This window comes from Dyadobacter sp. NIV53, assembly GCF_019711195.1.
Lineage (GTDB): Bacteria > Bacteroidota > Bacteroidia > Cytophagales > Spirosomataceae > Dyadobacter.
Map to the genome: position 1 here is coordinate 3769892 of NZ_CP081299.1, position 26039 is coordinate 3795930.

The 26039-nt window shown below is 40.3% G+C and carries 19 protein-coding genes; 9 read left to right on the forward strand and 10 right to left on the reverse strand.

Features of this window, described 5'->3' with window-relative positions; all coding sequences use genetic code 11:
- Nucleotides 1-12: 12 nt before the first annotated feature.
- Complete coding sequence (locus tag KZC02_RS15340; RefSeq protein WP_221394882.1) at nucleotides 13-1080, reverse strand: mannose-1-phosphate guanylyltransferase; 1068 nt, start codon at nucleotides 1078-1080, stop codon at nucleotides 13-15.
- Nucleotides 1081-1429: 349 nt separating this feature from the next.
- Here KZC02_RS15340 and KZC02_RS15345 point away from each other — a divergent pair, with 349 nt between their 5' ends.
- Nucleotides 1430-4465: a TonB-dependent receptor gene (locus KZC02_RS15345; protein WP_229254362.1), complete on the forward strand. Its 3036-nt coding sequence runs from the start codon at nucleotides 1430-1432 to the stop codon at nucleotides 4463-4465.
- A 248-nt stretch (nucleotides 4466-4713) separates the two neighbouring features.
- Here KZC02_RS15345 and upp read toward each other — a convergent pair whose 3' ends face one another.
- On the reverse strand, nucleotides 4714-5358 hold the full coding sequence (gene upp, locus KZC02_RS15350; protein ID WP_221394883.1) for a uracil phosphoribosyltransferase: 645 nt from the start codon (nucleotides 5356-5358) through the stop codon (nucleotides 4714-4716).
- A gap of 126 nt (nucleotides 5359-5484) precedes the next feature.
- On the opposite strand from upp, the gene KZC02_RS15355 reads away from it, so the two are divergent.
- The 8 genes from KZC02_RS15355 (at nucleotide 5485) to KZC02_RS15390 (ending at nucleotide 16047) form a co-directional block, all read left to right on the forward strand.
- Nucleotides 5485-7233: a capsule assembly Wzi family protein gene (locus KZC02_RS15355; protein ID WP_221394884.1), complete on the forward strand. Its 1749-nt coding sequence runs from the start codon at nucleotides 5485-5487 to the stop codon at nucleotides 7231-7233.
- An 82-nt stretch (nucleotides 7234-7315) separates the two neighbouring features.
- The gene (gene nadC / locus KZC02_RS15360) at nucleotides 7316-8179 is read left to right on the forward strand and encodes a carboxylating nicotinate-nucleotide diphosphorylase (protein WP_221394885.1); all 864 of its coding nucleotides are present in this window, start codon (nucleotides 7316-7318) and stop codon (nucleotides 8177-8179) included.
- 24 nt (nucleotides 8180-8203) lie between these two features.
- Entirely contained in the window at nucleotides 8204-8536 is a 333-nt protein-coding gene (locus KZC02_RS15365; RefSeq protein WP_221394886.1) for a hypothetical protein, read from the forward strand.
- 65 nt (nucleotides 8537-8601) lie between these two features.
- The gene (locus KZC02_RS15370; RefSeq protein ID WP_221394887.1) at nucleotides 8602-10332 is read left to right on the forward strand and encodes a helix-hairpin-helix domain-containing protein; all 1731 of its coding nucleotides are present in this window, start codon (nucleotides 8602-8604) and stop codon (nucleotides 10330-10332) included.
- Nucleotides 10333-10363: 31 nt separating this feature from the next.
- A complete protein-coding gene (gene recQ / locus KZC02_RS15375) occupies nucleotides 10364-12517 on the forward strand; it encodes a DNA helicase RecQ (RefSeq protein ID WP_221394888.1) in 2154 nt (717 codons plus the stop codon).
- A gap of 466 nt (nucleotides 12518-12983) precedes the next feature.
- The gene (locus KZC02_RS15380; RefSeq protein ID WP_221394889.1) at nucleotides 12984-13295 is read left to right on the forward strand and encodes a hypothetical protein; all 312 of its coding nucleotides are present in this window, start codon (nucleotides 12984-12986) and stop codon (nucleotides 13293-13295) included.
- A gap of 14 nt (nucleotides 13296-13309) precedes the next feature.
- On the forward strand, nucleotides 13310-13624 hold the full coding sequence (locus KZC02_RS15385; RefSeq protein ID WP_221394890.1) for a hypothetical protein: 315 nt from the start codon (nucleotides 13310-13312) through the stop codon (nucleotides 13622-13624).
- Between the two features lie 227 nt (nucleotides 13625-13851).
- On the forward strand, nucleotides 13852-16047 hold the full coding sequence (locus KZC02_RS15390) for a CehA/McbA family metallohydrolase (protein WP_229254365.1): 2196 nt from the start codon (nucleotides 13852-13854) through the stop codon (nucleotides 16045-16047).
- Between the two features lie 60 nt (nucleotides 16048-16107).
- Here the strand turns inward: KZC02_RS15390 and KZC02_RS15395 are convergent, their stop codons facing one another.
- From KZC02_RS15395 to KZC02_RS15430, 8 genes are all read right to left on the reverse strand, one after another.
- Complete coding sequence (locus tag KZC02_RS15395) at nucleotides 16108-16413, reverse strand: DUF6787 family protein (protein ID WP_221394892.1); 306 nt, start codon at nucleotides 16411-16413, stop codon at nucleotides 16108-16110.
- Between the two features lie 7 nt (nucleotides 16414-16420).
- Nucleotides 16421-17152 carry an RluA family pseudouridine synthase gene (locus KZC02_RS15400; RefSeq protein ID WP_221394893.1) on the reverse strand — a complete coding sequence of 244 codons (732 nt, stop codon included), beginning with the start codon at nucleotides 17150-17152 and terminating at the stop codon, nucleotides 16421-16423.
- Between the two features lie 38 nt (nucleotides 17153-17190).
- On the reverse strand, nucleotides 17191-18009 hold the full coding sequence (gene panB / locus KZC02_RS15405; protein WP_221394894.1) for a 3-methyl-2-oxobutanoate hydroxymethyltransferase: 819 nt from the start codon (nucleotides 18007-18009) through the stop codon (nucleotides 17191-17193).
- Nucleotides 18010-18106: 97 nt separating this feature from the next.
- Nucleotides 18107-19453, reverse strand: a complete 1347-nt coding sequence (locus KZC02_RS15410; protein WP_221394895.1) for a murein hydrolase activator EnvC — start codon at nucleotides 19451-19453, stop codon at nucleotides 18107-18109.
- A gap of 94 nt (nucleotides 19454-19547) precedes the next feature.
- On the reverse strand, nucleotides 19548-20393 hold the full coding sequence (locus KZC02_RS15415) for a DUF4292 domain-containing protein (RefSeq protein ID WP_221394896.1): 846 nt from the start codon (nucleotides 20391-20393) through the stop codon (nucleotides 19548-19550).
- Complete coding sequence (locus KZC02_RS15420) at nucleotides 20383-22098, reverse strand: lipopolysaccharide assembly protein LapB (protein WP_229254366.1); 1716 nt, start codon at nucleotides 22096-22098, stop codon at nucleotides 20383-20385. The genes KZC02_RS15415 and KZC02_RS15420 overlap by 11 nt, the downstream gene beginning before the upstream one ends.
- A 190-nt stretch (nucleotides 22099-22288) precedes the next feature.
- Nucleotides 22289-24721, reverse strand: coding sequence for a TonB-dependent receptor plug domain-containing protein (locus KZC02_RS15425; protein ID WP_221394898.1), 2433 nt, complete (start codon nucleotides 24719-24721; stop codon nucleotides 22289-22291).
- 100 nt (nucleotides 24722-24821) lie between these two features.
- Nucleotides 24822-25943 (reverse strand): ATP-binding protein, encoded by a 1122-nt coding sequence (locus KZC02_RS15430; protein WP_221389542.1) that lies wholly within the window; start codon nucleotides 25941-25943, stop codon nucleotides 24822-24824.
- Nucleotides 25944-26039: the final 96 nt, after the last annotated feature.

A 26039-nucleotide genomic window follows, 5' to 3' on the forward strand; every position in this document is an offset into this window, starting at 1 on the left:
TTTACAAGAATTCTAAACCCACTTAGAATTCAACTCCTTAGCCTCCGACACAAATTCTTTTACCTTCTGTTCGTCTTCTTTTTTGCAGATCATCAGGACTCCGTTATACTCAGCCACAATAAATCCGTCCAGGCCATTGATAACCACCAATTTGTCTTTGGGAGTTTTAATGATCGAATTGGTTGTGTTATATAGAAGCAAATTCCCTTCGGTAACATTCTGATTTTCGTCTTTATCAGATACTTCATACAACGACTTCCAGGTTCCCAGATCGGACCATCCAAAATTACTTAACACAACATGGACATTATCTGCCTTTTCCATAATTCCGTTGTCCACAGAAATACTTCCGCAATGCTGATAGGCTTTATTAATGAAAGACTCTTCGGTGTCCGTATAATAATGTTCTGTCCCTTCTTCAAAAATTTCTGCAATATCCGGCTGAAATTCTAGGAGCGCTTTTTTAAATGCATTGACATTCCAGACAAAAATTCCTGCATTCCATAAAAAATCTCCGCTATCCAGAAATTGCAATGCAAGTTCCAGATGTGGTTTTTCTGTAAATGACTTTACCTTTTTTACCGTTAACTTATCCGGAATGTATTGGATGTACCCATAACCCGTATCCGGCCGGCTTGGCTGAATACCAAGCGTAACCAGTATATCTTCATTACGTGTAGCTCCCAGAGCAATTCGGATGGTGTCTTTAAAAACCTCTTCCTTTAAAATAATATGATCGGCCGGTGCAACGACAACATTCGCATCCGGGTTACGTGCCGCTATTTTATAACACGCGTAAGCAATGCAAGGAGCAGTATTGCGTCGGTGCGGTTCAAGAAGTATCTGGTCGTCAGTGAGGGCAGGAATCTGCTCTTTGATAAGCTCCTTGTATTCTTCGCTTGTAACGATATAAATATTTTCAATAGGACAAACGCCGTCAAAGCGATCCACTGTTTGCTGTAAAAGAGTTCTTCCTGTACCCAAAACGTCATGAAATTGTTTCGGGAAGTCGGTTCTGCTAAACGGCCAGAATCTCGTTCCAACCCCTCCAGCCATGATGATAACGAATGTTTCCTTCATTATGAAGTCTAATGTATGTTTGTACAATCTAAATTTCCTGCAAAGCTAAGAATAAAGAAGGTATACGCCGATCCTTAATCTATTTGTACAATTTTTCTGCGAATTACTTACCTGGCCCATATTTCAATTTTAGTTAAGATAAAACAATGACTGTTAATATGATTACCCAAAATAGTCGCCCTTAAACAGCCTGAATACGTCGTATAATGATATTTGTACTTTAAAAACATACACATTAACAAAATATAATATTTTAAATAATTTAAAGAAAAAATTGAATAATAATAGAATTAGTTCTTTTTATTATTTTAAATTGCCCAGGCAACAATCTATCATTTAAATTAAAACTATGAACCATTCTTTTACTAAAAATAGACTACTTCCCACCTTGTTGCTTATGCTTTTCAGTGCATTGGCATTTGCACAAACCCAGATAGGCGGGAAAATTACGGAAGCTTCTACAAATGAACCTCTTATAGGTGTCAGTGTTCAGGTTAAAGGAAAAGTGATCGGAACAATTACTGATGCAAAAGGAAGTTTTAGCCTGACAACGACTTCGGCACCTCCGTTTACAATCGTAATTTCTTCGGTAGGTTTTGAGACACAGGAAATTAACGTGAGTGGCGGGCAAACAAATTTTGATGTAAAACTGGCTGAGCAGGCTGTTTTGGGCCGTGAACTAATAGTCTCAGCCTCCCGGGTGGAAGAAAGTGTAATGCGTTCTCCGGTTTCTATTGAGAAAATTGATATCCGTACCATTCGTGAAACTCCGCAGGTTTCGTTTTATGACGCACTTCAGAATCTAAAAGGTGTCGAAATGAGCACACAATCGCTCACGTTCAGATCTGTAAGTACGCGTGGCTTTGGTGCAAACGGAAATACGCGTGTTGTTCAACTGATTGATGGTATGGATAACCAGGCACCCGGACTTAATTTTTCGGTAGGAAATGTTGTCGGAATGTCCGAACTGGATGTTGAAAGCGTAGAACTTTTGCCAGGAGCAGCATCAGCTCTCTATGGCCCGAATGCGATCAACGGTATTATCCTGATGAACAGCAAGTCACCTTTTACGTATCAAGGATTAAGCGCGGCTGTAAAGACGGGTATTATGAGCGCTGATAACCGTACTAAAACAAATACTCCGTTTTATGACGTCGCAGTTCGATATGCCAAAGCATTCAATGATAAGCTGGCTTTTAAAGTGAATGCTTCTTATCTAACCGCAAAAGATTGGCAGGCAACCGATTATCGCGATCAAAGTTTAAAAAACGGAACAAATCTAACTAACAACACTAATAACGTTCTGAAAAACCCAATGTATGATGGTATCAACCGCGTTGGTGATGCTGATGTTGGCGCTGATTTCGGTGCCGGCGTATATGCTCAGTTATACGGAAACGGTATGCCCGGTACGGGAGCGAACGGGACTTCTCCAGTCATTGGGGCCATATTCACAACACCTGTTGCTAACGGAATGACCCTGCCGCAATTATTGGGTGGCGCCAATCCTGCAAACCAGATTGCAGTTGCACAAAACATATTTAACCAGATTATTCCCAAATCGTATTACATCGGAGCACCAGGATATCAGGAAAATCAGCTGACTAATTATCCCGCGAAAAGCTTAAAATTAAACGCATCGCTTCATTACAGGATTAATGACAACGTAGAAGCTATTCTTCAGGCCAACTGGGGCCGCGGATCCGCCGTTTACACAGGAGCAGACCGTTACAGCATTGAAAATTTTACTATAGGACAATACAAAGCAGAAATCAGAGGAAGTAATTTCTTTGTCAGAGCCTATACAACGAGAGAAAATTCCGGTGATGCCTACGCTCTGGGCGTTTTAGGAAGCCTCATGGGGAAAAATTATCTGACTGCTGTACAAGGAACATTGCCAACTGTTCTTCCTGGATATATAACCACGGCGTTAACAAATTATGCAGGTGCACTTCTGCAGTCTTTCCAGACTGGCTTGCAGGGAGGTCAATCTCAACAGGCGGCATTAGGGGCGGCCTACACAGCTGCTAACGCATTTGCGTCAGCCAATAACACTGCCTGGTTTGGCGCCGCAGTTGCTCCCGGAATTACTGCTTCAAATAACGCTTTTTTACCAGGAGGATCGCAGTTTCAGTCTTCGGTTGATGCTTTGAAAAAAGTCCCAATTCCAAATGGGGCAAAATTCCTGGACAAAACGAACTTGTACCATGCCGAATTCATGTACAACTTTAATAAGGTTCTGGACCCGAAAGTATTGGAATTGGTGGTAGGATCGAGTTATCGTATTTATGACCTGAACTCGGGAGGAACATTGTTCGAAACACAAGACGGAACACCGGAAGGTAAAGAATTCAATATCAAGGAATACGGCGGATACGCACAAGCATCTAAAATCTTTGCAGACGTTTTTAAACTAACTGCTTCAGTACGTTACGATAAAAATGAAAACTTTAAAGGGCAGTTCAGTCCACGTATTTCCGGGGTTTTGACAGTAGCAAAAGATCACAATTTCCGGGCTTCATTCCAACGCGGATTTAGAATACCAACTACACAAAACCAGTATATTAACTTGCTAACGCCTACGGTCCGTCTGGTTGGTGGTTTGCCTTTATTCAAGGATAAATACAATATGGTCAGCAATCCGGTTTATTCTCAACCTGACGTACTTAGCGGAAATTTTACTCCGTATAAGTTTAAAGAATGGCAACCGGAGCGTGTAGAAACGTATGAGATAGGTTACAAAGGTGCTGTTGCTAATAAACTGTATATTGACGCATTTTATTATTACAACCGGTTCCTGACCTTTGACGGAGTTGCGATTGTACTTCAGAAAAAAGACGTGAATGGTCCGATGACAGATTTGGGAGATCCTTCAAAAAGGAATGTATATAGCTTTCCTGTTAATGCAGGACAAATTGTAAAAAATTCAGGATGGGGTGTTGGCCTGGACTACGTTCTTGGAAAGGGTTATACTCTTAATGGAAATGTAACCCAAAACATTTTAAATAACGGCGACAAACTGAGAAGGAACGATCCTACTTTTGTATCCTTTTTTAACTCTCCCAAGTACCGGTTTAATCTTGGTTTTTCAAACAGGGACATTAATCACAGCGGATATGGTTTTGGCATAACTTTCCGTCACCAGACAAGTATGATTTGGTATGCAACCGTAGCGAGTGTGGCAGCAAATCTGGCTGATGTAACTAAAATCCCAGCCTATTCCACATTGGATGCACAAATCAGTAAGAAAATTGCTCCTATCAAATCCATTATCAAAATTGGTGGTACAAACCTTACTGGTAAACTATATACAACCGGCTGGGCAAACCCTTCTGTTGGAGCCATGTATTATGTATCAATAACTTTTGATCAGTTGTTGAATTGAAAAGCAGAAGTTATTAGCAGTTAAGAAGTTAAAGGAGTTAGGATCGGGAGGAAAGGGAGGATGGACGAAGGAGGAATTTCTAACCGGTTGTGATTACTTTACGCTATTTAAGGAAAAGGACCGGCTGAGGGTGATTCAGCCGGTCCTTTTGTTTTTCCTAAATTATGAACTGAATGATTAAGATCAATTTTACTATTGCAAAAGTTGGTTCTCGCCATAATCTGATAGCCGATGGCCGACAGCCATACCTACTTTTCGCCAAATGCAAGATCTCCTGCATCACCCAGGCCAGGTACGATATAAAATTGTTCGTTTAATTTTTGATCCAGTGCTCCAAGCCAAAGCCTGCATTGCGGAATTCTTTTTTGTAAAAAATTAACACCTTCCGGGCTGGCTATGGCAGCAGCAATATGCGTTTGGGCCGGTATGCCAAACCGTAATAATGCATGGTAAACCTTTTCCAGTGAACGCCCTGTGGCAAGCATCGGATCCACTAAAATCAATGTTTTCCCTGTCAGATCCGGACTGGTAATGTAGTCCATTTCTACCTCAAAATCTTCTTCATCCCCAATATTATGCCCACGATATGCACCTATAAAGGCATTATCAGCTTCATCAAAAATATTCAAAAAACCCTGATGCAACGGAAGCCCTGCGCGTAAAATAGTAGCAAGAACAACGGGCTGTAATAAATAACGTGACGGAGCCATCCCTAACGGCGTCTCAACTTTTCCGGAACGGAATGTAAGGGATTTGGAAATTTCATAGGCAAGTAATTCTCCTATTCTTTCCAGGTTCCTGCGAAATCTCATCCTGTCTTTCTGAATGTTGACGTCACGCAGTTCTGCAAGATAATGATCGGCGATGGAAGGTTTTTGGGAAAGTAAAAACATAAATTTGACAGTTTTTTAGCCTACTGCATGCAAGATAATATAAATTCATTGACGTAATTTGGAACACTTATTTGAAAAATTATCTGCAGACAGAGAAACTATGCAAATAATAGAATTTTAGCACCTATGAATCAACGATTTACAGAATTTTTTAGATTTTCGTTTATTATTCTGATATCCGTATCATATGTGCAGGCGCAAAGTTCTTTTATTCCCCTGAATGATGATTACTATCACCTGATAGACCGGCTGGAAATAAAGCGGGGTAAATTTACCGAGGGCTTTCATTCCACTGTAAAACCATTCGAAAGGAAAGCTGTCGTCGCTCTTACAGACTCTATTTTGAAAGAAGGTACGATGCAACTTACTGACCGCGATTGGGAAACGATAGATTACATACGCGAAGACAGTTGGGAGTGGACAAAAAATATGATTGCCACAGATTCGGTACGATATAACAAGCTTGGCAGATTAAGATGGTTTAAGTCGCCTCCGCCCGGAAAAAAAAGGAAGTTCTGGGAACATCCGGCGGATCTGTACAGCATTCATAACAAGGATTTAGATCTTCACTTCAATTTCGTCACCAATAATTTCTTCGGAAAGGATAACAATACCAGTTCCTCGTTATGGTTTACAGGCCGCGGTGTGGAAATTCGCGGGATGATTAATGAAAAATTGGGTTTTTACACATTTGTTTCTGATAATCAGGGATTATTTCCAAAGTTCGTTCGTGATTTTGCTCCTCAATATACATTTCCAGGAGAAGGTTTAGCAAAAGTAAGTCCAAGTAATAGCAGCGTAGATTTTTTGACGGCTCGTGGTTATATCACATTTCGCCCGTTAAAAAGTATCAATGTCAAATTTGGCCACGATCACAATGTATTTGGCAGTGGTTACCGTTCACTCATATTATCGGATAATAGTAGTCCGTATCTTTTTTTAAGGCTGGACACACAATTAGGACGATTTAAGTATACCAATTTGTGGACCAGTATGCTTAACAACGATGGCCGTTCATGGAAGGATGGCTTGAGAGGCAAAAAATTTGCAGCTATTCATCATCTTAGTGTAAACATTACTGATAAACTTAATTTTGGTGTATTTGAAGCCGAAGTATTCAACCGTGATTCTGTTGGCGGTGGTTATGACCTGAACTATCTCAATCCGATTATATTCTACCGTTATGTTGAATCCTACATTGGAAGCCAGGATAATGCATTGCTTGGAACTGATTTCCGTTGGTTGGTTGGTAAAAAAGGCTCGATCTACGGTCAATTTGTACTGGACGAATTTCTTACCAAATATCTTTTTAACGGAAGCAAATCGTGGACTAACAAGTACAGTTTGCAATTGGGAGGAAAATATGTAGATGCCTTTGGCATACCCAATCTGGATTTGCAGGCAGAATATAATCTGGTACGGCCTTATACTTATTCGCATAAAGACGGAGGCAGGAATTATGCCCATTACGGGCAATCACTCGCACATCCGTTAGGAGCTAACTTTAAAGAATTAATAGGAATATTACGTTATAAAGCCACATCCAGATTGTCAGCTTATGGTACATTGATGCTGGCAAAACAAGGCAAAGATCCGGATGCCTCAACCAATTATGGCGGTGATATTTTGAAAGGATATGAGACAAGAATCGGAGCAGCAGATCAAACTTTTCAACATAGAATTGGTGACGGAATTTTGGCAAATACTGTTTTCACTGATTTGCGGCTTACTTATTCCCTGGCCCATAATTTGTTTCTGGATGGCCGTTATCTGATACGAAATGTAAATTCGCCAAGTCCGCAATTTGCACAAAAGACAAATGTCTTTTCTTTTGCAATTAGATACAATGTAGCATACAGACAGCAAACGTTCTGATTAATACTCATTTGTCTTTCCTTAGTGCACCGATTAATACTATTCCATGCACATATCCGATCCTAATAACATTTAACAAACTATGGAAACTGACCCACATCAACTTCGCGATTTAATAAGGCTTGCATTACTGGAAGATATTGGCGACGGAGATCATTCATCGTTATCAAGTGTGCCTGCTGAGGCTACAAAAAGGGCAAAATTGCTTGTAAAACAAGATGGTATTCTGGCTGGAGTTGAAGTTGCTTTGATCATATTTAAGGAAACAGCTGAATTATACAATGATCCTGCACTTGAAATTGAGGTGTTACTTAAAGACGGAATGCCAGTCAAAAGAGGCGATATCGTGCTGACAGTAAAAGGAAGTGCAAGATTGATCCTGAAAGCCGAAAGACTGGTACTCAACACCATGCAGCGTATGAGCGGTATTGCGACTTATGCCAACCAGATGGCGGAATTAATAAAGGATTTACCTGTAAAATTACTTGACACCCGTAAAACAACCCCGAACTTCCGCGTGTTTGAAAAAATGGCGGTAAAAATAGGGGGAGGCTCCAATCATCGGATGGGACTTTACGATATGATCATGCTGAAAGATAATCATGTCGATTACGCAGGAGGCATTGAATCAGCTATTACCGGAGCAAGAAAATATTTACAAGAAACCGGCAAAAATTTAAAAATAGAAATAGAAACACGCAATCTGGCCGAGGTAGACGAGGTTTTGCGCGTGGGACAGGTTGATATTATTATGCTTGATAACTTTTCGCTGGAAGATATGCGGAAAGCAGTTGAAAAAATTGGCGGACGTTTTGAAACGGAAGCTTCCGGAAATATTACTGAAAAAACTTTACGGGAAGTAGCTGAAACAGGCGTCGATGGCATATCGAGCGGCGCATTAACACACCAGGCACGAAGCCTGGATTTAAGTTTAAAAGCTTTTTAATCTCTGCAAAAAAACCAAAAGCGTATGCTGAAACTCTTCAAAACTGCATACGCTCTACAATATCTGCTTTGTGAAAAAGTATTACGATTTCACAATCTTACTTTTCTGCTGTTACTGTTTCCTCAATTATTAAAAGCGCAGGATCCGCCCAGACAGGAAATTGATATCAATCAGTTTATTCAAAATTTATTCCCTGCTCCCTCAGAAGACGCTGATTACGAAAATTTATACGAATCATTGTTTCAACTGTATGCCAATCCGCTTGATCTGAATACAGTTACAAGCGACGAACTGGCTGCAACATTTATACTTTCTGATGTTCAGATCAGATCTTTTTTTCTTATCGGGAAAAATTAGGGCCGTTCATTTCTCTCTATGAATTACAGGCAATTCCTGGTTTTGATCTCACCACAATTTACAGATTGCTGCCATTTGTATCCGTTGAGCCTAAATTGTTATCAATCAAACAAACACTGAAAAATCCGACGCAGCACTTTCTCATGCTTCGTTCAGGCAAATTACTGGAACAGCAAAAAGGGTTTTCTGAAATTGATACCACATCGCGTTCTACTTCCCGCTATCAGGGAAAGGCGTTGTATGGCTATTTGAGATACCGGTATGCACGCACAGGGAGTTACAGCTTTGGCCTCAGCCTGGAAAAAGATTCAGGAGAAAAATGGTGGGATTGGAAACCCGGTCACCAGGTTTTCGGTACTGATTTCTCTTCTTTTCATGCACAAATCATGAACCGTGGAAAATTAAAAAACCTGATCATTGGTGATTTTCAAATGCAGGCCGGACAGGGATTAATCATGGCCGCTGGTTTTTCTTTGGGTAAAGGCTCAGAAGTTATCAGGACAACTTACCGCAGTACGCTGGGTTTAAGGCCTTACACTTCCGTATTGGAAGCTAATTTTTTCAGAGGAATTGCAGCAACTTATGCCATTTCCAAATATATTGACATCACCACTTTTTATTCCCGGACACGGCGCGACGCCAGTCTGGATAACATTTCTGATAATCCTGATGAAATAATTATTTCTTCATTACTTATTTCCGGTTACCACCGTACACAGACAGAAAGGGATAAACACGGAATTATTCCAGAGCAGAACATTGGTTTACACGCGCTTTATAAAATGCCTTCACAACGCGGGCAAATAGGTGTGACAATGCTTAATACAACATACGGATCTTATCTGGTAAAAAAAGATGTTGCTTATAATCGCTTCGAATTTTCAGGAAAGCAAAATCTTATTGTGGGTTTGCACGGAGATTACCGCTGGCAAAACTTTCATTTTTTTGGCGAAGGAGCACTCTCACAAAGCGGCGGAGCAGGAGGGATTGGCGGACTTATTGCAGGACTCGGAAAAACATTTGATTTTACCTTGCTGTTACGTCATTACGACCGTAATTTTCACACGTTTTATGGCAATGCAGTAAGTGAAGCCACGCGGCCTATTAATGAATCGGGCAGTTACTGGGGACTTCGTTATTCTCCAAACCGTCGCTGGCAGTTTAGCGGATTCTATGACAATTTTCGTTTCCCCTGGTTAAAATTCCAAATCAACGCACCATCGGTTGGCCATGATTTTTATATGCATGTTCTGTGGAAACGAAGTAAAAGATTTAATGCTTATGCCCTTTTTCATGAAAAACATAAACAACATAACCAGCCCGGAACAGGCGCCAATATGCCTCCGGTTGGTATGACTGTCCGCCGCACTGCCATGATCAATGTAGAGTACGAAGTTCCGCTTCGTTTTTCCATACGTACCAGGTTACAAGGTGGTGATTTTGGCTATTTGGGCAGTTCCAGATCAAAAGGTTTTACAGTTTTACAGGATATAACATGGCGCTTCCCAAAACTGGAATTTAGTGGCAGAATTGCTTTTTTTGCAACCGATAACTACGATACCCGGCAATATGTTTATGAAAAAGATATGTTGTACGCTTTCTCTTTACCGGCCTATTATGACAGAGGAACACGCCATTATTTAATGATGCGTTACAACTTATCGAAACAATTAAAGGTTTGGCTGCGTTGGTCACAAACACGGTACACGAATCTGGATACCATCAGTTCCGGATTGAACGAGATTAAAGGAAAAACACGGAGCGAACTGAAAATGCAGCTGATGTACCAGTTTTGAATCATTACTTTTGCGATAAAATTATACCTCAATGCCTATCAACAAGCAAGAAGCACTAAAAAAATACTTTGGCTACGATTCTTTTCGTCCTCAGCAGGCAGAGATTATCGACACTGTAATGGACGACAAAGATTGCCTTGTGCTAATGCCAACCGGAGGTGGAAAATCAGTTTGTTTTCAAATTCCGGCAATTATTCGAGACGGTTTAACAGTTGTTATTTCTCCGCTTATTGCATTGATGAAAGATCAGGTGGAAGCTTTAAGAGGTAATGGAATAAAAGCTGCATTTTTAAATTCGAGCATATCATCCGCTGAGCTGGACCAGGTAATGTGGCAGGCAAAAGTAGGCGAGCTAAAACTTTTATATATCGCTCCTGAAAGGTTATTCGCCGGAAATACGTTCGATTTTTTACGCGAGTGGAATGTAAATTTATTTGCTATTGACGAAGCACATTGTATCTCTTCCTGGGGCCATGATTTCCGTCCCGAATATCGCCAGTTAAGTAATTTAAAAGTAAAATTTCCTCATGTTCCGGTTATTGCATTGACTGCAACTGCCGACAGAGTGACTCGGAGAGACATTTTAAAACAGCTTGGAATTGAAACTGCGAAGACCTTCGTAGCGAGTTTTGACAGGCCAAATCTGAGCTTAAATGTACTTCCGGGCAGAAAGAGATTACAACAAATTCAGAGTTTTATAAGTAAACACAGCGGTCAGCCAGGAATTATATACTGCCTGAGCCGTAAAGGAACAGAAACGGTAGCAGCCAATTTACAAAGTGCCGGATTCAGAGCGGAATATTACCATGCAGGACTTGCATCAGATAAAAGGTCCAGGGTTCAGGAGCAGTTTCTGAAAGATGATATTCAAGTCATTGTAGCTACAATAGCTTTCGGAATGGGAATTGATAAGTCTAATGTGCGCTGGGTGATCCATTATAACCTTCCGTCTAATGTTGAAAGTTTTTATCAGGAAATAGGCCGTTCCGGACGTGACGGATCACCTGCTGATACGGTATTGTTTTACAGCTACATGGATATCATTACCCGCCAGGATATGATCAACAATTCGGATCAGAAAGAAGAGCAAAAAGAATTGCTTCATGCCAAACTGAACCGGATGAAACAATATGCAGAAGCTGATATTTGCCGGCGGCGGATTTTACTAAGCTATTTTAACGAAGCAGTAGATAAAGATTGTGGAAATTGTGACGTATGCCGCAATCCGAGAACAAGGTTTGATGCTACGGTGATTGCCCAAAAAGCATTATCCGGCATCGCCCGCACCGATCAGAAAATTGCGATGGGAATGCTGATTGATATCCTGCGCGGAAGCCGCAACCGGAATGTACTGATGTACAACTACGACAGGCTTCCTACATTCGGTGTTGGCCATGATTTACGAGGAGAAGAATGGGCAGAGTACATAAGTCAGATGCTCAATTCGGGCATTATGGATATTGCATATGATGAAGCGCATGCTTTTAAACTGAATCCAGTAAGTAAGCAGGTACTGAGAGGAGAGAGAAAAGTTGAACTGGTAAAGTTTATTCCGCTTGCTGAACGAAAAGCCAAAGAGGAAGAACTTGTTCCCAAAGAAAAGCCAAAACAGGAAATTATTCGTGATGCGCTGTTTGAGCGTTTAAGGATTTTAAGAAAACAAATGGCCGATGCCATGAGCGTTCCGCCTTATGTGGTATTCAGCGATGCGACCTTATCAGAAATGGCACAAAAAAAGCCGGTTTCAGAAGCACAGATGAAAGCTGTTTCGGGAATAGGAGCAGAAAAATTCAGGCGTTACGGGGAGACATTTATCAATGAAATTGTGGCATTTGCAAGGGAAAACACCAAACCAGGAACCCGTGTCGTAAAAGGAATGACTTATATTGAAACGCTGGATCTGTACAAGGCAGGTTACTCAGTAAAAGTGATAGGAGAAAAACGAAACCTTAACCCGGTAACAATTCTTTCACATTTGGTAAAGTTAAAAGAAGACGGGCATCCGATAGACCTGAAAGCGTTAATTGATAATAATTCATACAATACCATCGTAAAAGCTGCCCAAGAAATGAGCATCCGTAAAGAAGATGCATTGAAACCGCTATTTGAATTGCTGAATGAGCAATATGATTATGGACAGATCAAGCTTGCTTTGTCAGTTTGGGAGGAGGAGAATGAGGGATAGGGGATAGGGGATTGGGGATTGGGGAAATTGTTTAATTCCCTGATCCTCTGTAATTTTATAAAATAAATAACCCAATATGCCACATCCTTATTCACGTTCTGAAATCGATAAGTTAGGCAATGCTGTTGTCTATTTAGCAGAACGTATAAATTCTTTATCCAAAACAAACTGCTAAAACTGATTTATCTGATTAAGGAATATTCTGTAACTACTAATGATTGGTCTTTTCCTCTTGATACTTTTGTATATGGGTAACAAATTGGTGAATATTAAATTTCTATTTTAAAGGATATTTATCCGGTTGAAGGCTTAGACTTTAAAGTAATTGGACCTCTCACAATTACTGAATTCGTACATTTGAAAGAGTGCTTCATAAAGTCCGCCAATGTCAAACGTAATTTTAAAAAGTTGTTAACAGTATAAATTCATTGTTTATGCACAATTTTGGATACTACCAAACCACCAATTGAAAAAAGAAATTTACATATTTAGCGGACTTGGAGCAGATGAACGTGTTTTTCAACGACTGGACTTTTCTGAATCTTCAGCAATTTTCATAAAATGGATTATTCCGTTAAATAATGAAACTATTGAGCATTATGCAACTCGCCTTCTTGACCAAATACACACTACACAACCTGTTTTAATAGGACTGTCATTCGGTGGGATAATGGCTGTTGAAGTAGCTAAACAAATTGACACCGAAAAGATAATTTTAATTGCCTCCGCCAAAATAAAAAAGAAATTCCATTTTATTATCGCTTCGCCGGACAACTAGGAATTCATAAACTTATGCCGGTAAAACTTTTAAAAAGCCCAAATTTCATAGCAAACTGGTTCTTTGGAACGAGTTCAACGTCTGACAAGCAACTTTTAAAACAGATTCTTTTTGACACTGACCCAACTTTTTTAAAATGGGCTATTGACAAAGTAGCCCAATGGAAAAATCAATTGCAGGCCAAAGGTATTTTTCATATCCATGGAACAAGTGACAGAATTTTACCCCTGACTTTTGTAAATTGTGACGTGACAATAAAAGGTGGTGGGCATTTTATGACCCTGAATAAATCGGACGAATTGAACAAAATATTGAGACAACAACTGTGATGAACGAACGGGAAACTCAAAACCGTTATCTCTGACATTACCTTTGCGATACAATTGAAATATAAAATGTAGCTTATAGTCAAGTTCTGTGTCACATGAAAAGAACATGCATTTCCCTCTTATTTTCACTATTGTTTCATCCAGTTCTTGCTCAAGATCACACTCATCATCAACCCAATATAATTCAAGCCAATACTATTGATGCCCAGCCTTTATTAGCCCAGGCTTTGCGTTTACACGAAGCCTTGTCATTTTCAGGAAGTACTTTTTCTGAAAATGATATTGACAAACTTAAAAGCTTACAAGACCAGCCGCATAATCAGGAAACGGTAAAACAAATTCAGGAAATACTTGATCCTTATTGCCTTCACATTGTCAATATTAATCCGGAAAGCAGGGTTAAAGTTGATAGGGGAATGGCGGCGCCCAAATTGGTACAAGGTGGCTGGACAAGTTTTTTGGTAAAAATAAATAATGAGGCGGGTGTAACTGCTAAACTGGAAGTAGAAAGCCCAAATGCTGCCAAACCGGTACATTCCTGGTCTTTCGATTCCCGTGTAAAAAAGGAAAATATGATTTCGCCGGGCCAGGTTGCCAATCGTTTTCTGGAAGTGCAGATGTATACAAATCGTCCGTTACAGCCTAATCTAAGCGGTTTAAAGCTGGAATATGCGGTCGTTCAGATATTTTGTAAAGATGCTGGCAAACGCGAAGCTGAAATTGGTTACAATGTCGGGCAGGGTTCTCAGGATATCGGTTTCAGAAATACAATTCCTGTTCTTTTTGAGGTAGAGCCATCTATAAAGGTTAATATGCAGGTGAAAGATGAGGACGGATCTGCAACAATGGGTTCTTTTTTGATCACCAGTGCGACCGATCATCCAGCGGGCAAACTGACAGGTATTTATCCATTGCCGTCAAGACGGGTAGCAGCATTTGACGAGTATCCTGATTTTTTCTTTCAGCCTCAAATTTACCGTCAGGATGGTGAACAAGTTCTGCTTCCGGCAGGAAAATACCAGATATCTTTTACACGAGGCCCGGAATATATCAAACAAATACAAGAACTGATTGTGCCATCAGGAGTGAAAGAAATGAAAGCCTCCTTTCAGCTAAAAAGATGGATACAGCTTTCAAAACTTGGTTGGTACAGTGCTGACCATCACGTACATGCAGCAGGGTGCAGCCATTACGACAGCCCGGCAGAAGGGGTAGAACCTAAAGATATGTGGCGCCAGGCCTTGGGAGAAGATCTCAATATAGCGGCGGTACTTGCCTGGGGGCCAAGCTGGTATTATCAAAAAAGTTTTTTTACGGGAAAAGATAACCCATTGTCAGATACTAAAAATATTATGCGGAATGATGTGGAAGTTTCCGGATTTCCCTCTTCGCATGCAGGCCATATTGTGCTGCTGCGTATAAAGGAGGACGATTATCCGGGCACTACCGAAATTGAACAATGGCCAAGCTGGACGTTACCGGTTTTGTCCTGGGCAAAATCCCAGGGTGGCGTAGTTGGATATGCGCATTCGGGCTGGGGATTGGAACCTGTGCAGCTAACCAATCAGTTGCCAAATTATATTGTACCAAAAATGGACGGGATCGGGGCAAATGAATATGTTGTAACGGTTACCCAAAACCTTATTGACTTTTACAGTGCGGGAGACACACCTGCTCCGTGGGAATTGAATATGTGGTATCACACGCTCAATTGCGGTTTCAAAACGAGGCTTAGCGGCGAAACAGATTTCCCGTGTATTACAGATGCACGTGTCGGCCTCGCCAGAAGCTACTTTAAGTCTGACGGACCGCTCAACTATGATACATATGTAACATCTCTGCAAAAGGGCAGGAGTTATGTATCAGATGGCAAATCCCACATTATGGATTTTACGGTAAATGGCCAGGAATCTGGTGTCGGATCCAGTGAGTTAACTTTAAAAGGGAAACAAAAACTTGTGATTTCTGCGAAAATAGCATCATATCTTCCTGAGCATCAGGATGAAGAAGGAGAGACAATTGCCAAAACTCCGGTTACTAAAACGCCTTACTGGGATATAGAAAGGGCCCGTATTGAAAAAACCAGAAAAGTGCGGGTTGAATTAATCATGAATGGCGTGCCTGTTGATACTACAGAGATCATTGCAGATGGCAAAATAAAAGACGTCAGATTCTCTCATTCCGTAACGCATTCCGGGTGGGTGGCTTTGCGGATTTATCCAAGTTCACATTCGAATCCGGTTTTTGTGAAAATAGATAATACACCTATTCAGGAAAAACGAAGTGCAGAATGGTGCCTGGCGGCATTAAATCAGTGCTGGAAAATGAAAGAACCGAATATCAGAAAAGAAGAAAAAGCTGCTGCCGCCAAAGCTTATGAAGATGCCAGAAAAATTTATCAAAATATTATTGCAAACCAATAAGAATAAAAAAATGAAGAAGGAACTTAATAATCTTAACTTCTGAATGGTCTAAATTACTTCTCAACGGTTCCTTTTAAACATTCCTCCGATCCTTCCAAACATCCTCTTTTCAAATTCCCAAAAGAAAGAAAATTTCCCCCATACCCATCCCCAGGCTAACAGAATTACCTGGTATAAAGGTAGAATAATAAGAATATTGACTGTCCAGCGAATCCATGAGGGCGATTGGTTAGTCAGGCCAATCCATTCAAAAAGTATACGTTTTACAAACAATACTGAAAAACCGGTACAGGCAAAAACGAGTAAAATAATGAGGACATCCCATCCATTCCTGACGTTCCAGCGCTGTTTTAGTTTTTCAATCATATCATTTTTATTCGTATAAAAATCCTAAATGTTCCGGTTTGATTTCCTCCGTATCCAACGTTAAAAATTCTTCCCAGAATGGGTCATTGGGTAAGCCGGCCTTGCAGATAATTGGTTCTTTTTTTACAGGATGTTCGAAATACAAACGTCTTGCATGCAAATTGATACTTCCGTCAATATTGCCTTTTGGATAGCCGTATTTCACGTCGCCACGAATTGGACAATCCATAGAAGCCAATTGCACACGGATCTGATGCGGGCGGCCTGTAACGGGCGTTACTTCCAGCAAATGAAACTTGTTGATTTCTCCCATCCAGCGATAAGACAATTCCGCACGCTGCGTTCCGGGTGCTTCGTATGTGTAAGCTGTCGTTACGTTCCGTTTTTCATCTTTGGCAAGCCAATGTATCAATTTGCCCTTTTTCTCAGCTGGCCTGTGTTTTACTACTGCCCAATATGTCTTCTGTACATCCCGGTTACGAAAGATTTCGTTCATCCGTTCCAGTGCTTTGGAAGTACGTGCAAAAACAACCAGGCCACTTACCGGACGATCTAAACGATGTACTGTTCCCAGAAATACAGCACCAGGTTTTTGGTATTCTTCCTTGATATAGTCTTTCACCATATCCAGCAAACATTTGTCTCCCGTAGAATCTCCCTGCACCAGAATGCCTGGTTCCTTATTGACGATAATCAGGTGATTATCCTCGTATATAATTTGAAATGGTCTTTTAGCCATGGTATTTTTATTTATCTCCCAAAAAGAGAACACTTTGTTTAATAAGATTCCTGATCATTCGGGAACGACCTGCCTTTTACATCTTTGATATAATTCGAAATAGCATCCGTCATAATGGTATTCAAATCAGCATAACGGCGCAGGAATCTCGGTTTAAATTCTTTATTAATTCCAAGCAGGTCATGTAAAACCAATATCTGACCATCCGCATGCGGACCGGCACCAATTCCAACGGTAGGAATGCTGATGCTTTCTGAAACCAGTTTGGTAAGTTTGGATGGGATTTTTTCCAGAACTACTGAAAAGCAGCCAATTTCTTCCAGTATTTTGGCATCTTCCAGCAATTTCACTGCTTCTGCGTCTTCTTTGGCACGAACAGTATATGTGCCAAATTTATAAATAGATTGCGGTGTGAGTCCTAAATGACCCATTACAGGCACTCCTGCGCTCAGAATACGTGTTACAGAATCTTTAATTTCCAGCCCGCCTTCCAGCTTTACTGCATGAGCACCGGATTCTTTCATGATCCGTATTGCAGAACTCAGTGCCTCCCTTGAATTTCCCTGATAGGAGCCAAACGGAAGATCTACAACAACCAGTGCTCGTTTTACCGCCCTTACAACAGAAGCTGCATGGTATATCATCTGGTCAATCGTAATTGGCAAAGTCGTTTCATGGCCAGCCATAACATTAGATGCCGAATCACCGACCAATATAAGCTCGACACCCGCCGCATCAACAATACCGGCCATAGAAAAATCATACGCCGTAAGACAGGATATCTTTTCTCCACGCGTTTTCATTTCCTGAATCGTATGGGTAGTAACCCGCTTAATATCAGCTTTATGTACAGACATAATATTTTTGTAAAGTAATTTGAAAATGAGTTTAGAGTTGATGAGTTTAAAGGCTGCATACTTTAGACTTTAAACTCATCAACTCCTAACTCCCAGCCTATCGTCTTATCAGCCAGTTTTCCGGATTCAGGCGTGATGTATTTTTCCAGATCTGAAACTGCAATTCTGAGGTTCCGTCGCTATCCGTTGCTACTCTGCCGATGTTTTCGCGGGCTTTTACTTTCTGTCCCGGCCTCACCGAAACCCCGCTCATCTTCGCATAAATAGTCATATAATTTCCATGCTGTATGGCCACTACACTGCCCATTCCAGGCATTTGGGTAACATCCAGTACCACACCGTCATAAACAGAACGTACAGGATCTCCTGCTGAAGTCTGAATATCCACACCAAGGTTATCCACCATTACGCCTTTCAAAACTGCATGAGGCCTTTGTCCGAAATGTCCTGAAACAAAACCTTTAACCGGCCAAGGCAACCGTGATTGTGATGCCGTAAACGACGAAGCCAATGAAGCTTCTTCTTCGTTCAGTCCGCCTGATGAAATGACTGGTTCTTCTTCTACCTCTTTCGGTGTTTCTACAACAGCAGCCTGTCCTTTTTTCTCTCGCTCTGCATTTTCTCGTGCTATACGCTCACGCTCTGCTTTTCTTCTGGCCTCTCTTTCTTCCCGTTCTTTTCGCTCACGTTCCAGCCGCTCACGCCTTTCTCTTTCTGCAATTCTGCGGATATTGGCTTCCAGTAAATCAGATGCCCTTTTATTTTCGGCTATTTGTTTTCTTAGCTCAACTTCTTTTTGTGAAAGATCTTTAATTACCTCGTTCTGTTTCACTTTCAGGCCTTCCAACTTCGTATTTTCAGACAAACGTGTATCCAGAACCGTTTTCTGCTGCATTTTTTTGGATGTAATCCGTTGCCGTTCAGCAAGCAACTGAGCTTCCAAAGCTTCCATTTCTTTTACTTGTCCCTGCCGCGCTTCTGTATATTGCTTCAAATATTTGTACCTCAGCACAAGCTGGTTAAACGTACCGGACGAAAACAGAAAAACCAATGAATTCATGTAAGTATTCCTTTTGGAAGCTTCATAAATCATATGCCCGTATTCCTTTTTCACCTTTGCCAGACTGGCAGATAATGCATTCTGTTTATTCTGAAGTACTTTTAACTCTCCATCCAGTAAAGCCAGATCATCCGATAAAAGGTCGATTTGTTTTTTATAAGTATTAATCTGTTGATTTAAAGCTTTTAACTGCCCTAAATTTACATTTTTTTGAGAAGATGTTTGTCTGAGAATTTTCTGAATCTCATTAATCTTGCCTTGGTTTTCTGCTTTTTCCCTTTGAAGTTCTTCGCGGGTTTTTTGTGCAAATACACTCAAAGCGGTACAAAACATGAAAGTCAGTACTAAAATTAAACGACGGTAATGCTGTTTATGAAGGGGCATATTTGTTTTTACTTGCGACCTAAAATACCAGAACGGTGTGCAAAGTTAAGCAGACTTAACGTTTTGCCTATTATTAAGAACACAATCTAAGTTTTTACCTTTTGCGCTTATAGCCGGAAGGTACATTGAAAGGAAATCCAGGACTCTGGCTTACTATATCTACTTTGCTGTGTTTCAGCCTGATAGTTGTTTCTGAGGGCTGCTGGTCTTTGGGAGATTTTACATTCAGTTTAACAAAGCTCATAAATGGGAACAGGAAACTATCCACTTGCTTAAAGTCTTCATAATCAAGTGAAAAAGTATTGGTTGTGCCTGTTTCTGTCGCATTGAGATGTGTTAATTTCAGATTGGATTCAGCTACAAAATTCTCAATATTGATTCTTCCTTCTTTTTGTTTTAGTACAAAAAAATCACTTTCCTTCTGAAATTCAGAATCCGGCTGCTGTTTAAATGGCAAATTTCCAATGATAACAGATTGAAGCAATGGGAAATTAAGGTCAAAATTATATTGACGGCTTAACTGTTCGTAACTGAAAACAAAATATTGCTTATGGAATTTGTCCATAAAAACGATAGAATCCCTTGTAATTAACCCACGAGCTAATTCAAACCCGACTCCGGTTACTGAGATCCAGATCAGGCTATCCTTTTTCATGCGGATATTAACGTTTGTGTTATCAAAATCCTGGTTTTTGCTTTGAAAAGAAAATTTTGATTTTGCAGTCAGGTAATCGAAAGCTATTTCCCGGATTTTAACAGGGGCAACCGTTTCTGTTTCGGTATCAGCAAGCGATGACGTGTCTGTATACACTGAATCCCTGTTAACAAAAACGGAGTCGCTGACTGATTTATCTGTATTCTTGGAAATGCGGTTTTTATGGCAGGAAGTAAACCAGATCATGCTGATCATCATGAACCATACTGTAATCTTATTGTTCATGTAATGCTCCGGTTGCTATTTTTTTATCAAGAAGTTCGGTGGTTTCACCCATTTTTTTTGCCTTTTTCCATTGTGCAACAGCGTTTTCACGTTCGCCCAATTTAAACAGAACGTCGCCATAATGTTCAACAATGGTACCGCTTACGCCGGTACTGTCGGTCATTGCTTTTTCTAAAAACACTTTTGCTTTTTTATAATCTTTCAGGATGTATAAAACCCATGCGTGTGTATCCAGATAAGTAGGGTTGTCCATATGCTGCTGAACCAGCTTTTCTGACATTTTCAGTGCCAGGTCCAGCTTTTCTTTGCGAAGGGAAAGAAAATAACTGTAATTATTGAGCACATGATCGTTGTCTGGGTTGTCTTTCAGCGCGAGTTCATAGGACGCATCGGACTTCGCATTGTCTCCTATTCCGTTATAAGCATCCCCGAGCTGGGCATTTATAAACGTAACAAACTCCGGCTTATTTGTAATCAGTTTCAGGCTTTCGTCAAAGGATGAAATAGCAGCTTTGTAATTCTTCTTCATCAGCTGAGCCGTACCATTTGAATACCAAAGCGTACCCTGATTAGGAAAAACTTCCAGCGCTTTTTCCGAATGCACCAGCATACTGTCTACCTGGTTCAGTTCTCCGTCCAGTTGTAATATCGCTTCCCAGACTTCATATACTGAGCCATCAATTCTTGCCGCCTTTACATAAAGATCACGTGCTTCTCCTTTTTTACCATTTTGCACCAGTAAATCAGCATATACTACGTTCGTTTTCGCTTCATTGGGGTGAGTATCAATTAATTGCTTTGCCAGCTGAATCGCGTCAGTAAATTCTGTTTTTGTTTTCAGCATGGTAAGGTAACCTTTCAGCACCCTGATCTTGGGTTCGGAATCCAGGTTTGGATTGGCAAAAACCAGCTTTAACTCCTGATTACACTTTTGTACATCACCATTACGGCGATAAATATCAGCCAGTAATACGTGCGCCTGAGCCTCGTCCGGATTAATTTTCAGGGCTTCTTCAAGTGGAGCTACTGCCTCTGCAATCCGGTCATTGGCTATGAGTATTTCAGCCATTTCTATCCGGTAACTCGCTTCGCTTGGTTCAGAAGCAATTAATTTTTTGGATTCAACCAGTGCTTTTTCGAGATTATTCTGCCGCAGATAAAGCTGTTGTTTCTGCCGCGTGATTTCCTCCGTTACACCCATTGATTTTTCTAAAAGGTCGTAAGTAGCGATGGCTTTATCAAACTGATCATTGAATACATACACCGCAGCAAGCTCAATACCATACTGTATATTACCTGGATTTTTGGCTACAAGTGGTTCATAAACCAGAGCAGCTTCTGAATATTTCCTTTTTTTAGCATATAATTCGGCAAGCTGAATAGCATAAAACTCATTGTCTTTATCCAGGTCGTATGCTTTTTTTGAGGCAATAATGGCTTCATCTGCCCTGTCGAGCTTGATAAGTGCAGATGCTACCATAAAATGTCCGGCACCATCCTGCTCACTTTGCTGAACCAGCTTTTCGAAAATCGGAAGTGCTTTTGCCGGTTCATCTTTCATCATGAACTTCATACCTTCTGCGGCAAGTGATTCTTCTTCAAGACGGAAACCAGACTTATCTACGCTTTTTTCGGATTGGGTTTCTTTCGCTTTATTGCGTCGCTGCGCATAAGTATTCTGCACGGTACCAATAACCGCGAGCATACTAATCAAAAGAGTCAATTTTAAAAATTCTGTCCTCATATTTATCTTATTGCCAATCAGATATTGAGACAGATCGGCCGTTTCATGGTAAACAGCAAAGTTATTAATTTTTGTTCTGTTTAGTCCCGTTAAAAGACCTTTAAACTGGAATAGTAACGACAAAAATGGATTATTCTTATTTCGAAATTACTTATTGAACAGAATATACTGTTTTGGCTGATCCCGGTAAGCCGCCTGCACTTAAAACTTCAGCCTGAACGGCAATCTTTGTAACTGCATCGGTATTATAATATTGAAAACGGGCTTTCCCATCTTTTCCTGTTTTAAGCATTGGCGCCCAAAAGACCGTAGACCTGTAATCGGGCCTTGCGTCTTCCTGCCGGGTGACCTCATATTTCGGATTATAAAATTCACGGGGAATATTGAAGCCCGCTATTTTTGAGGATAATACGCCCGGTACAATGTCCTGCGAATAATCATAATTGGTATTGCCTCTTTTGGTATAAACCGCAATAACGCCATTGCCTCCTCTGCTTCCATATATTGCAGCGGACGCACCTTTCAGTACATCAATCGATTCAACATCATTGACATTCACGGATGTGATCATATTTTTATCTCCCGTCATACCATCGAGTACAAAAAGTGGTTCGCCTCTGTTGCCCCTTATAAATACAGAAGCATTCATACCAGACCCAACTACCTGAACACCTGCTACTCTTGCCGCAATAATATCAAGAATACTGAATGCTCCGGCTGCCATTTGTGACGTGACTTTAATCGTGGCATCTGCATTCGTGTAAAGTTTCCTGGAGTCCCGTTCCACTACCTTTTTTGCCTTAATAGTCACTTCTTTTAATAAGCGCTCCCTGCTTTCACGGATTTTGCGTACAATTTCCTGGTATTCTTCTGCTCTTTTGAGATAATCATTCAATTGTACGGCGTCCACTGTAATGGGATAATAAGGGATTTTTACCAAAAAAGCTTTGGGCGGTTCAAACAGGTTCATCAGGAATGATAAATTTTGATTTCCTTTTTTATTTGCTCCCTGTAAGCGAAAATTCAGTGTATCTGAAAAAACCAGATTATGAATTGCAAATAAGCCTGTTGCATCCGTTTCAGGTGTCAGAATGGTACTTATGCTGTCATTTTCTAAAAAAACCGACAGCATTACTTTTTCGCTGATTTGTTTATTATTTCTCTTGACTTGCCCAGCCAGTGTAATACCCTGTTCTACAAACCTTTGCGGAGCAGATAATGAATCTTTCAGAACATCTTCCCATTTGAACCGGCTCCATCCCTGCGTCATCATCAGATAATCCAGATGGATTTTTCGTTCCGACTTGTCACGATTAAAATAATAAGCAGGTTGCTCTACAAATCCTTTTAAATCAGAGGTTAACAGTAAATTTGAAACAAGGTTCATGTCATATGGCTGCGGTGCAATTTGTCCCTCATCAGTTACCGCCACCGAAAGATTGGTTTCAACGGGATTTCCGGCCGTATCCGTTACCATAATTTCTAATTCTGCCTTTTCGCGTGGTTTGTAAATAGGTTTGGATGGATTAATTTTCACTTTGAGTGTATTTCCATGATCTATAAAAACAAGCCGCTCACATACTGGTTTGTTCTGGTCGTCAAAAAGCGTAAGATGTGTGATCCCATCCGGAAGTTCTGTTTTAGGCAAATTGATCATCAGGCCTTTGGCAGAAACCTTTCCTTTTGCGGCAAAAGCTATAATACCTCTTGAATGGCCAACTACATGAACTTGTTTTTCAGCAGATTGAGAGAAATTATGATAAACCAAAATGCGCATCTTAGAAGGACTGGAAAGGTTGTCAACAATAAGCGAAAACCCGTTTTCCACAGACAAAGGAAAAGAAACAGACTGGAAAGTTCCATCCTTTTTACGGACATAAGCCTGGTATTTCTGATCTTTTTCAGGCTGAAACTGAAACCTTCCCAAACCCAGATGTTCACTTTTAAATGAAGTGATGGTATCCTTTTTCTGATTCAGGACAAAACCGTCTATATCCTGTCCCAATCCATTTCCATTCACTGCTTTAAATGCTACACGGGTACTTATCCCGGTCAGCAATTGGCCACCTTCCGGAAAAAACTGTATATCAAGCAATTCAGAAGTAGCCGGAACTGTATTTTGCTCCTGGCCAAAAAGATAAATACTCTTTTGAAAGAAGAAATCCTCTGAAAAATTACGCATCCAGTTGGTGTATGCACGGATCGTATATGCGCCATTTGGAATACTGTCAGGAAGTACAATATCACCATGGCCAACACCACCTTCAAGGCGGGTTCGTCTTAATGCTATATTTTTGCCCGTGCTTTGTTCTATCAGATCCACATACAATACCTGACTGGCGCTGTCCGCCTGATGCAATGAACCTTCAACCAGATAGCCTTTATACCATAAGGTATCACCAACCGTGTAATAGGGTTTATCAAGATGCAAATACGCCTTTTCCTGAGGGAAAACACCCCGGTATTTCAATAATTGGCCTGCAACTTTTTGAGCAAAATCCTCATCAACAGCCTGAAATCCAGCCAGTAGCAATATTGAAAAAAGAAGAAATGAAAGTTTCAGAAGTGTTTTTGTGCAAGGCATAATTACAAATTAATGTCCTGTGCAATTTATAGTTTTTGGTTTAAAATATATAATTGGGTTATTATAAGGCATTATTGAAAGCCTCTTTACATAAAAAGATTTAATTCAAAAATTCTTCAAAATTTTCTCTATTAATCAATTTTGTAACAGCATCAGGATAAGCACCGGTAAATGTCTTTGAAAATTTGGCTTTTGCTGTGGGGCTCCATTTAAATTCATAAGCATGTAACAAGCCATCATATTCTTCAAGATAATCTATTTCCTGCTGAGCGTATGTACGCCAAAAATATTGTTTTCCATAAGCCTGATTGTAATGATTGACCTTCATCCGCTCACTGATTAAGAAGTTTTCCCAAAGTGCACCAATATCATTTCGAAGAGCCAGTGGATTAAAATTATTGATGATTGCATTCCGAATGCCATTATCATAAAAGTAAATTTTACGGCTGCTGCTTATTTCACTTCTGATATTCCTGTTAAAAGGTGTCAATCGAAAAACTACAAAAGCTTGTTCCAGCAGTCCAATGTATTGCTCAATAGTAGCCCTGTCTATCCGTAACAAGTTTGAAAGTTCATTATAAGAAACCTCTGAACCCACTTGTAAAGCCAAAGCGATCAATAATTTAGAAAGAATTTCGGGCTTGCGAATCCCATGATAATTAAGTAGATCCTTATACAAGTAGCTATTTGCAATTTGTAATAAAGTAGCCTGTTCCTGGCCAATATTGTTAATTACTTCAGGATACATCCCGTATAAAAGCCGAAGTTCGAACTGCTGTTTAGTCCCTAAATATCCTGCATGATTAGTAAGTTCATCCCAACTGATAGGATATAATTGATATTCCCATTTGCGTCCCGTAAGTGGCTCGTTTACATTACTGCTCAACTCTAATGCCGAAGATCCGCTTACTACTACCCTGACGTCTTTAATACGATCATGAATTATTTTTAAAGTAAGTCCAATATTCTCGATACGTTGTGCTTCATCAATAAATATAGTTTGATATTTACCAATGAGTTGTCGTAAACGGGTTTCGCCCACATTGGTAAGAATAGTCTGGGTATCTATATCATCTCCATTAAAAAACAGATATTCACCTTCAGCCTTGCAAAGCTTCTCAAGCAATGTGGTTTTACCTGCTTGTCTGGGTCCAAGCACAATTAATATCTTTCCGGAATTCCAGTGGTTTTTGAGAATAGAGGCCAGTTTCCGCTCTATCATATTAAATCAATTTGAATAGCTAATCTACAAATTTATATAATTTTACAGATCGTAATCTATAAAATTATATAAATTTGCAAAAAACGCTTTTGTAAA

Excerpts from the sequence above, each read along its gene's own strand:
- KZC02_RS15340 (WP_221394882.1), bottom strand. The coding sequence starts at position 1,080 with ATGAAGGAAACATTCGTTATCATCATGGCTGGAGGGGTTGGAACGAGA.
- KZC02_RS15345 (WP_229254362.1), top strand. The coding sequence starts at position 1,430 with ATGAACCATTCTTTTACTAAAAATAGACTACTTCCCACCTTGTTGCTT.
- upp (WP_221394883.1), bottom strand. The coding sequence starts at position 5,358 with ATGTTTTTACTTTCCCAAAAACCTTCCATCGCCGATCATTATCTTGCA.
- KZC02_RS15355 (WP_221394884.1), top strand. The coding sequence starts at position 5,485 with ATGAATCAACGATTTACAGAATTTTTTAGATTTTCGTTTATTATTCTG.
- nadC (WP_221394885.1), top strand. The coding sequence starts at position 7,316 with ATGGAAACTGACCCACATCAACTTCGCGATTTAATAAGGCTTGCATTA.
- KZC02_RS15365 (WP_221394886.1), top strand. The coding sequence starts at position 8,204 with ATGCTGAAACTCTTCAAAACTGCATACGCTCTACAATATCTGCTTTGT.
- recQ (WP_221394888.1), top strand. The coding sequence starts at position 10,364 with ATGCCTATCAACAAGCAAGAAGCACTAAAAAAATACTTTGGCTACGAT.
- KZC02_RS15385 (WP_221394890.1), top strand. The coding sequence starts at position 13,310 with ATGCCGGTAAAACTTTTAAAAAGCCCAAATTTCATAGCAAACTGGTTC.
- KZC02_RS15395 (WP_221394892.1), bottom strand. The coding sequence starts at position 16,413 with ATGATTGAAAAACTAAAACAGCGCTGGAACGTCAGGAATGGATGGGAT.
- KZC02_RS15400 (WP_221394893.1), bottom strand. The coding sequence starts at position 17,152 with ATGGCTAAAAGACCATTTCAAATTATATACGAGGATAATCACCTGATT.
- panB (WP_221394894.1), bottom strand. The coding sequence starts at position 18,009 with ATGTCTGTACATAAAGCTGATATTAAGCGGGTTACTACCCATACGATT.
- KZC02_RS15410 (WP_221394895.1), bottom strand. The coding sequence starts at position 19,453 with ATGCCCCTTCATAAACAGCATTACCGTCGTTTAATTTTAGTACTGACT.
- KZC02_RS15415 (WP_221394896.1), bottom strand. The coding sequence starts at position 20,393 with ATGAACAATAAGATTACAGTATGGTTCATGATGATCAGCATGATCTGG.
- KZC02_RS15420 (WP_229254366.1), bottom strand. The coding sequence starts at position 22,098 with ATGCTCGCGGTTATTGGTACCGTGCAGAATACTTATGCGCAGCGACGC.
- KZC02_RS15425 (WP_221394898.1), bottom strand. The coding sequence starts at position 24,721 with ATGCCTTGCACAAAAACACTTCTGAAACTTTCATTTCTTCTTTTTTCA.
- KZC02_RS15430 (WP_221389542.1), bottom strand. The coding sequence starts at position 25,943 with ATGATAGAGCGGAAACTGGCCTCTATTCTCAAAAACCACTGGAATTCC.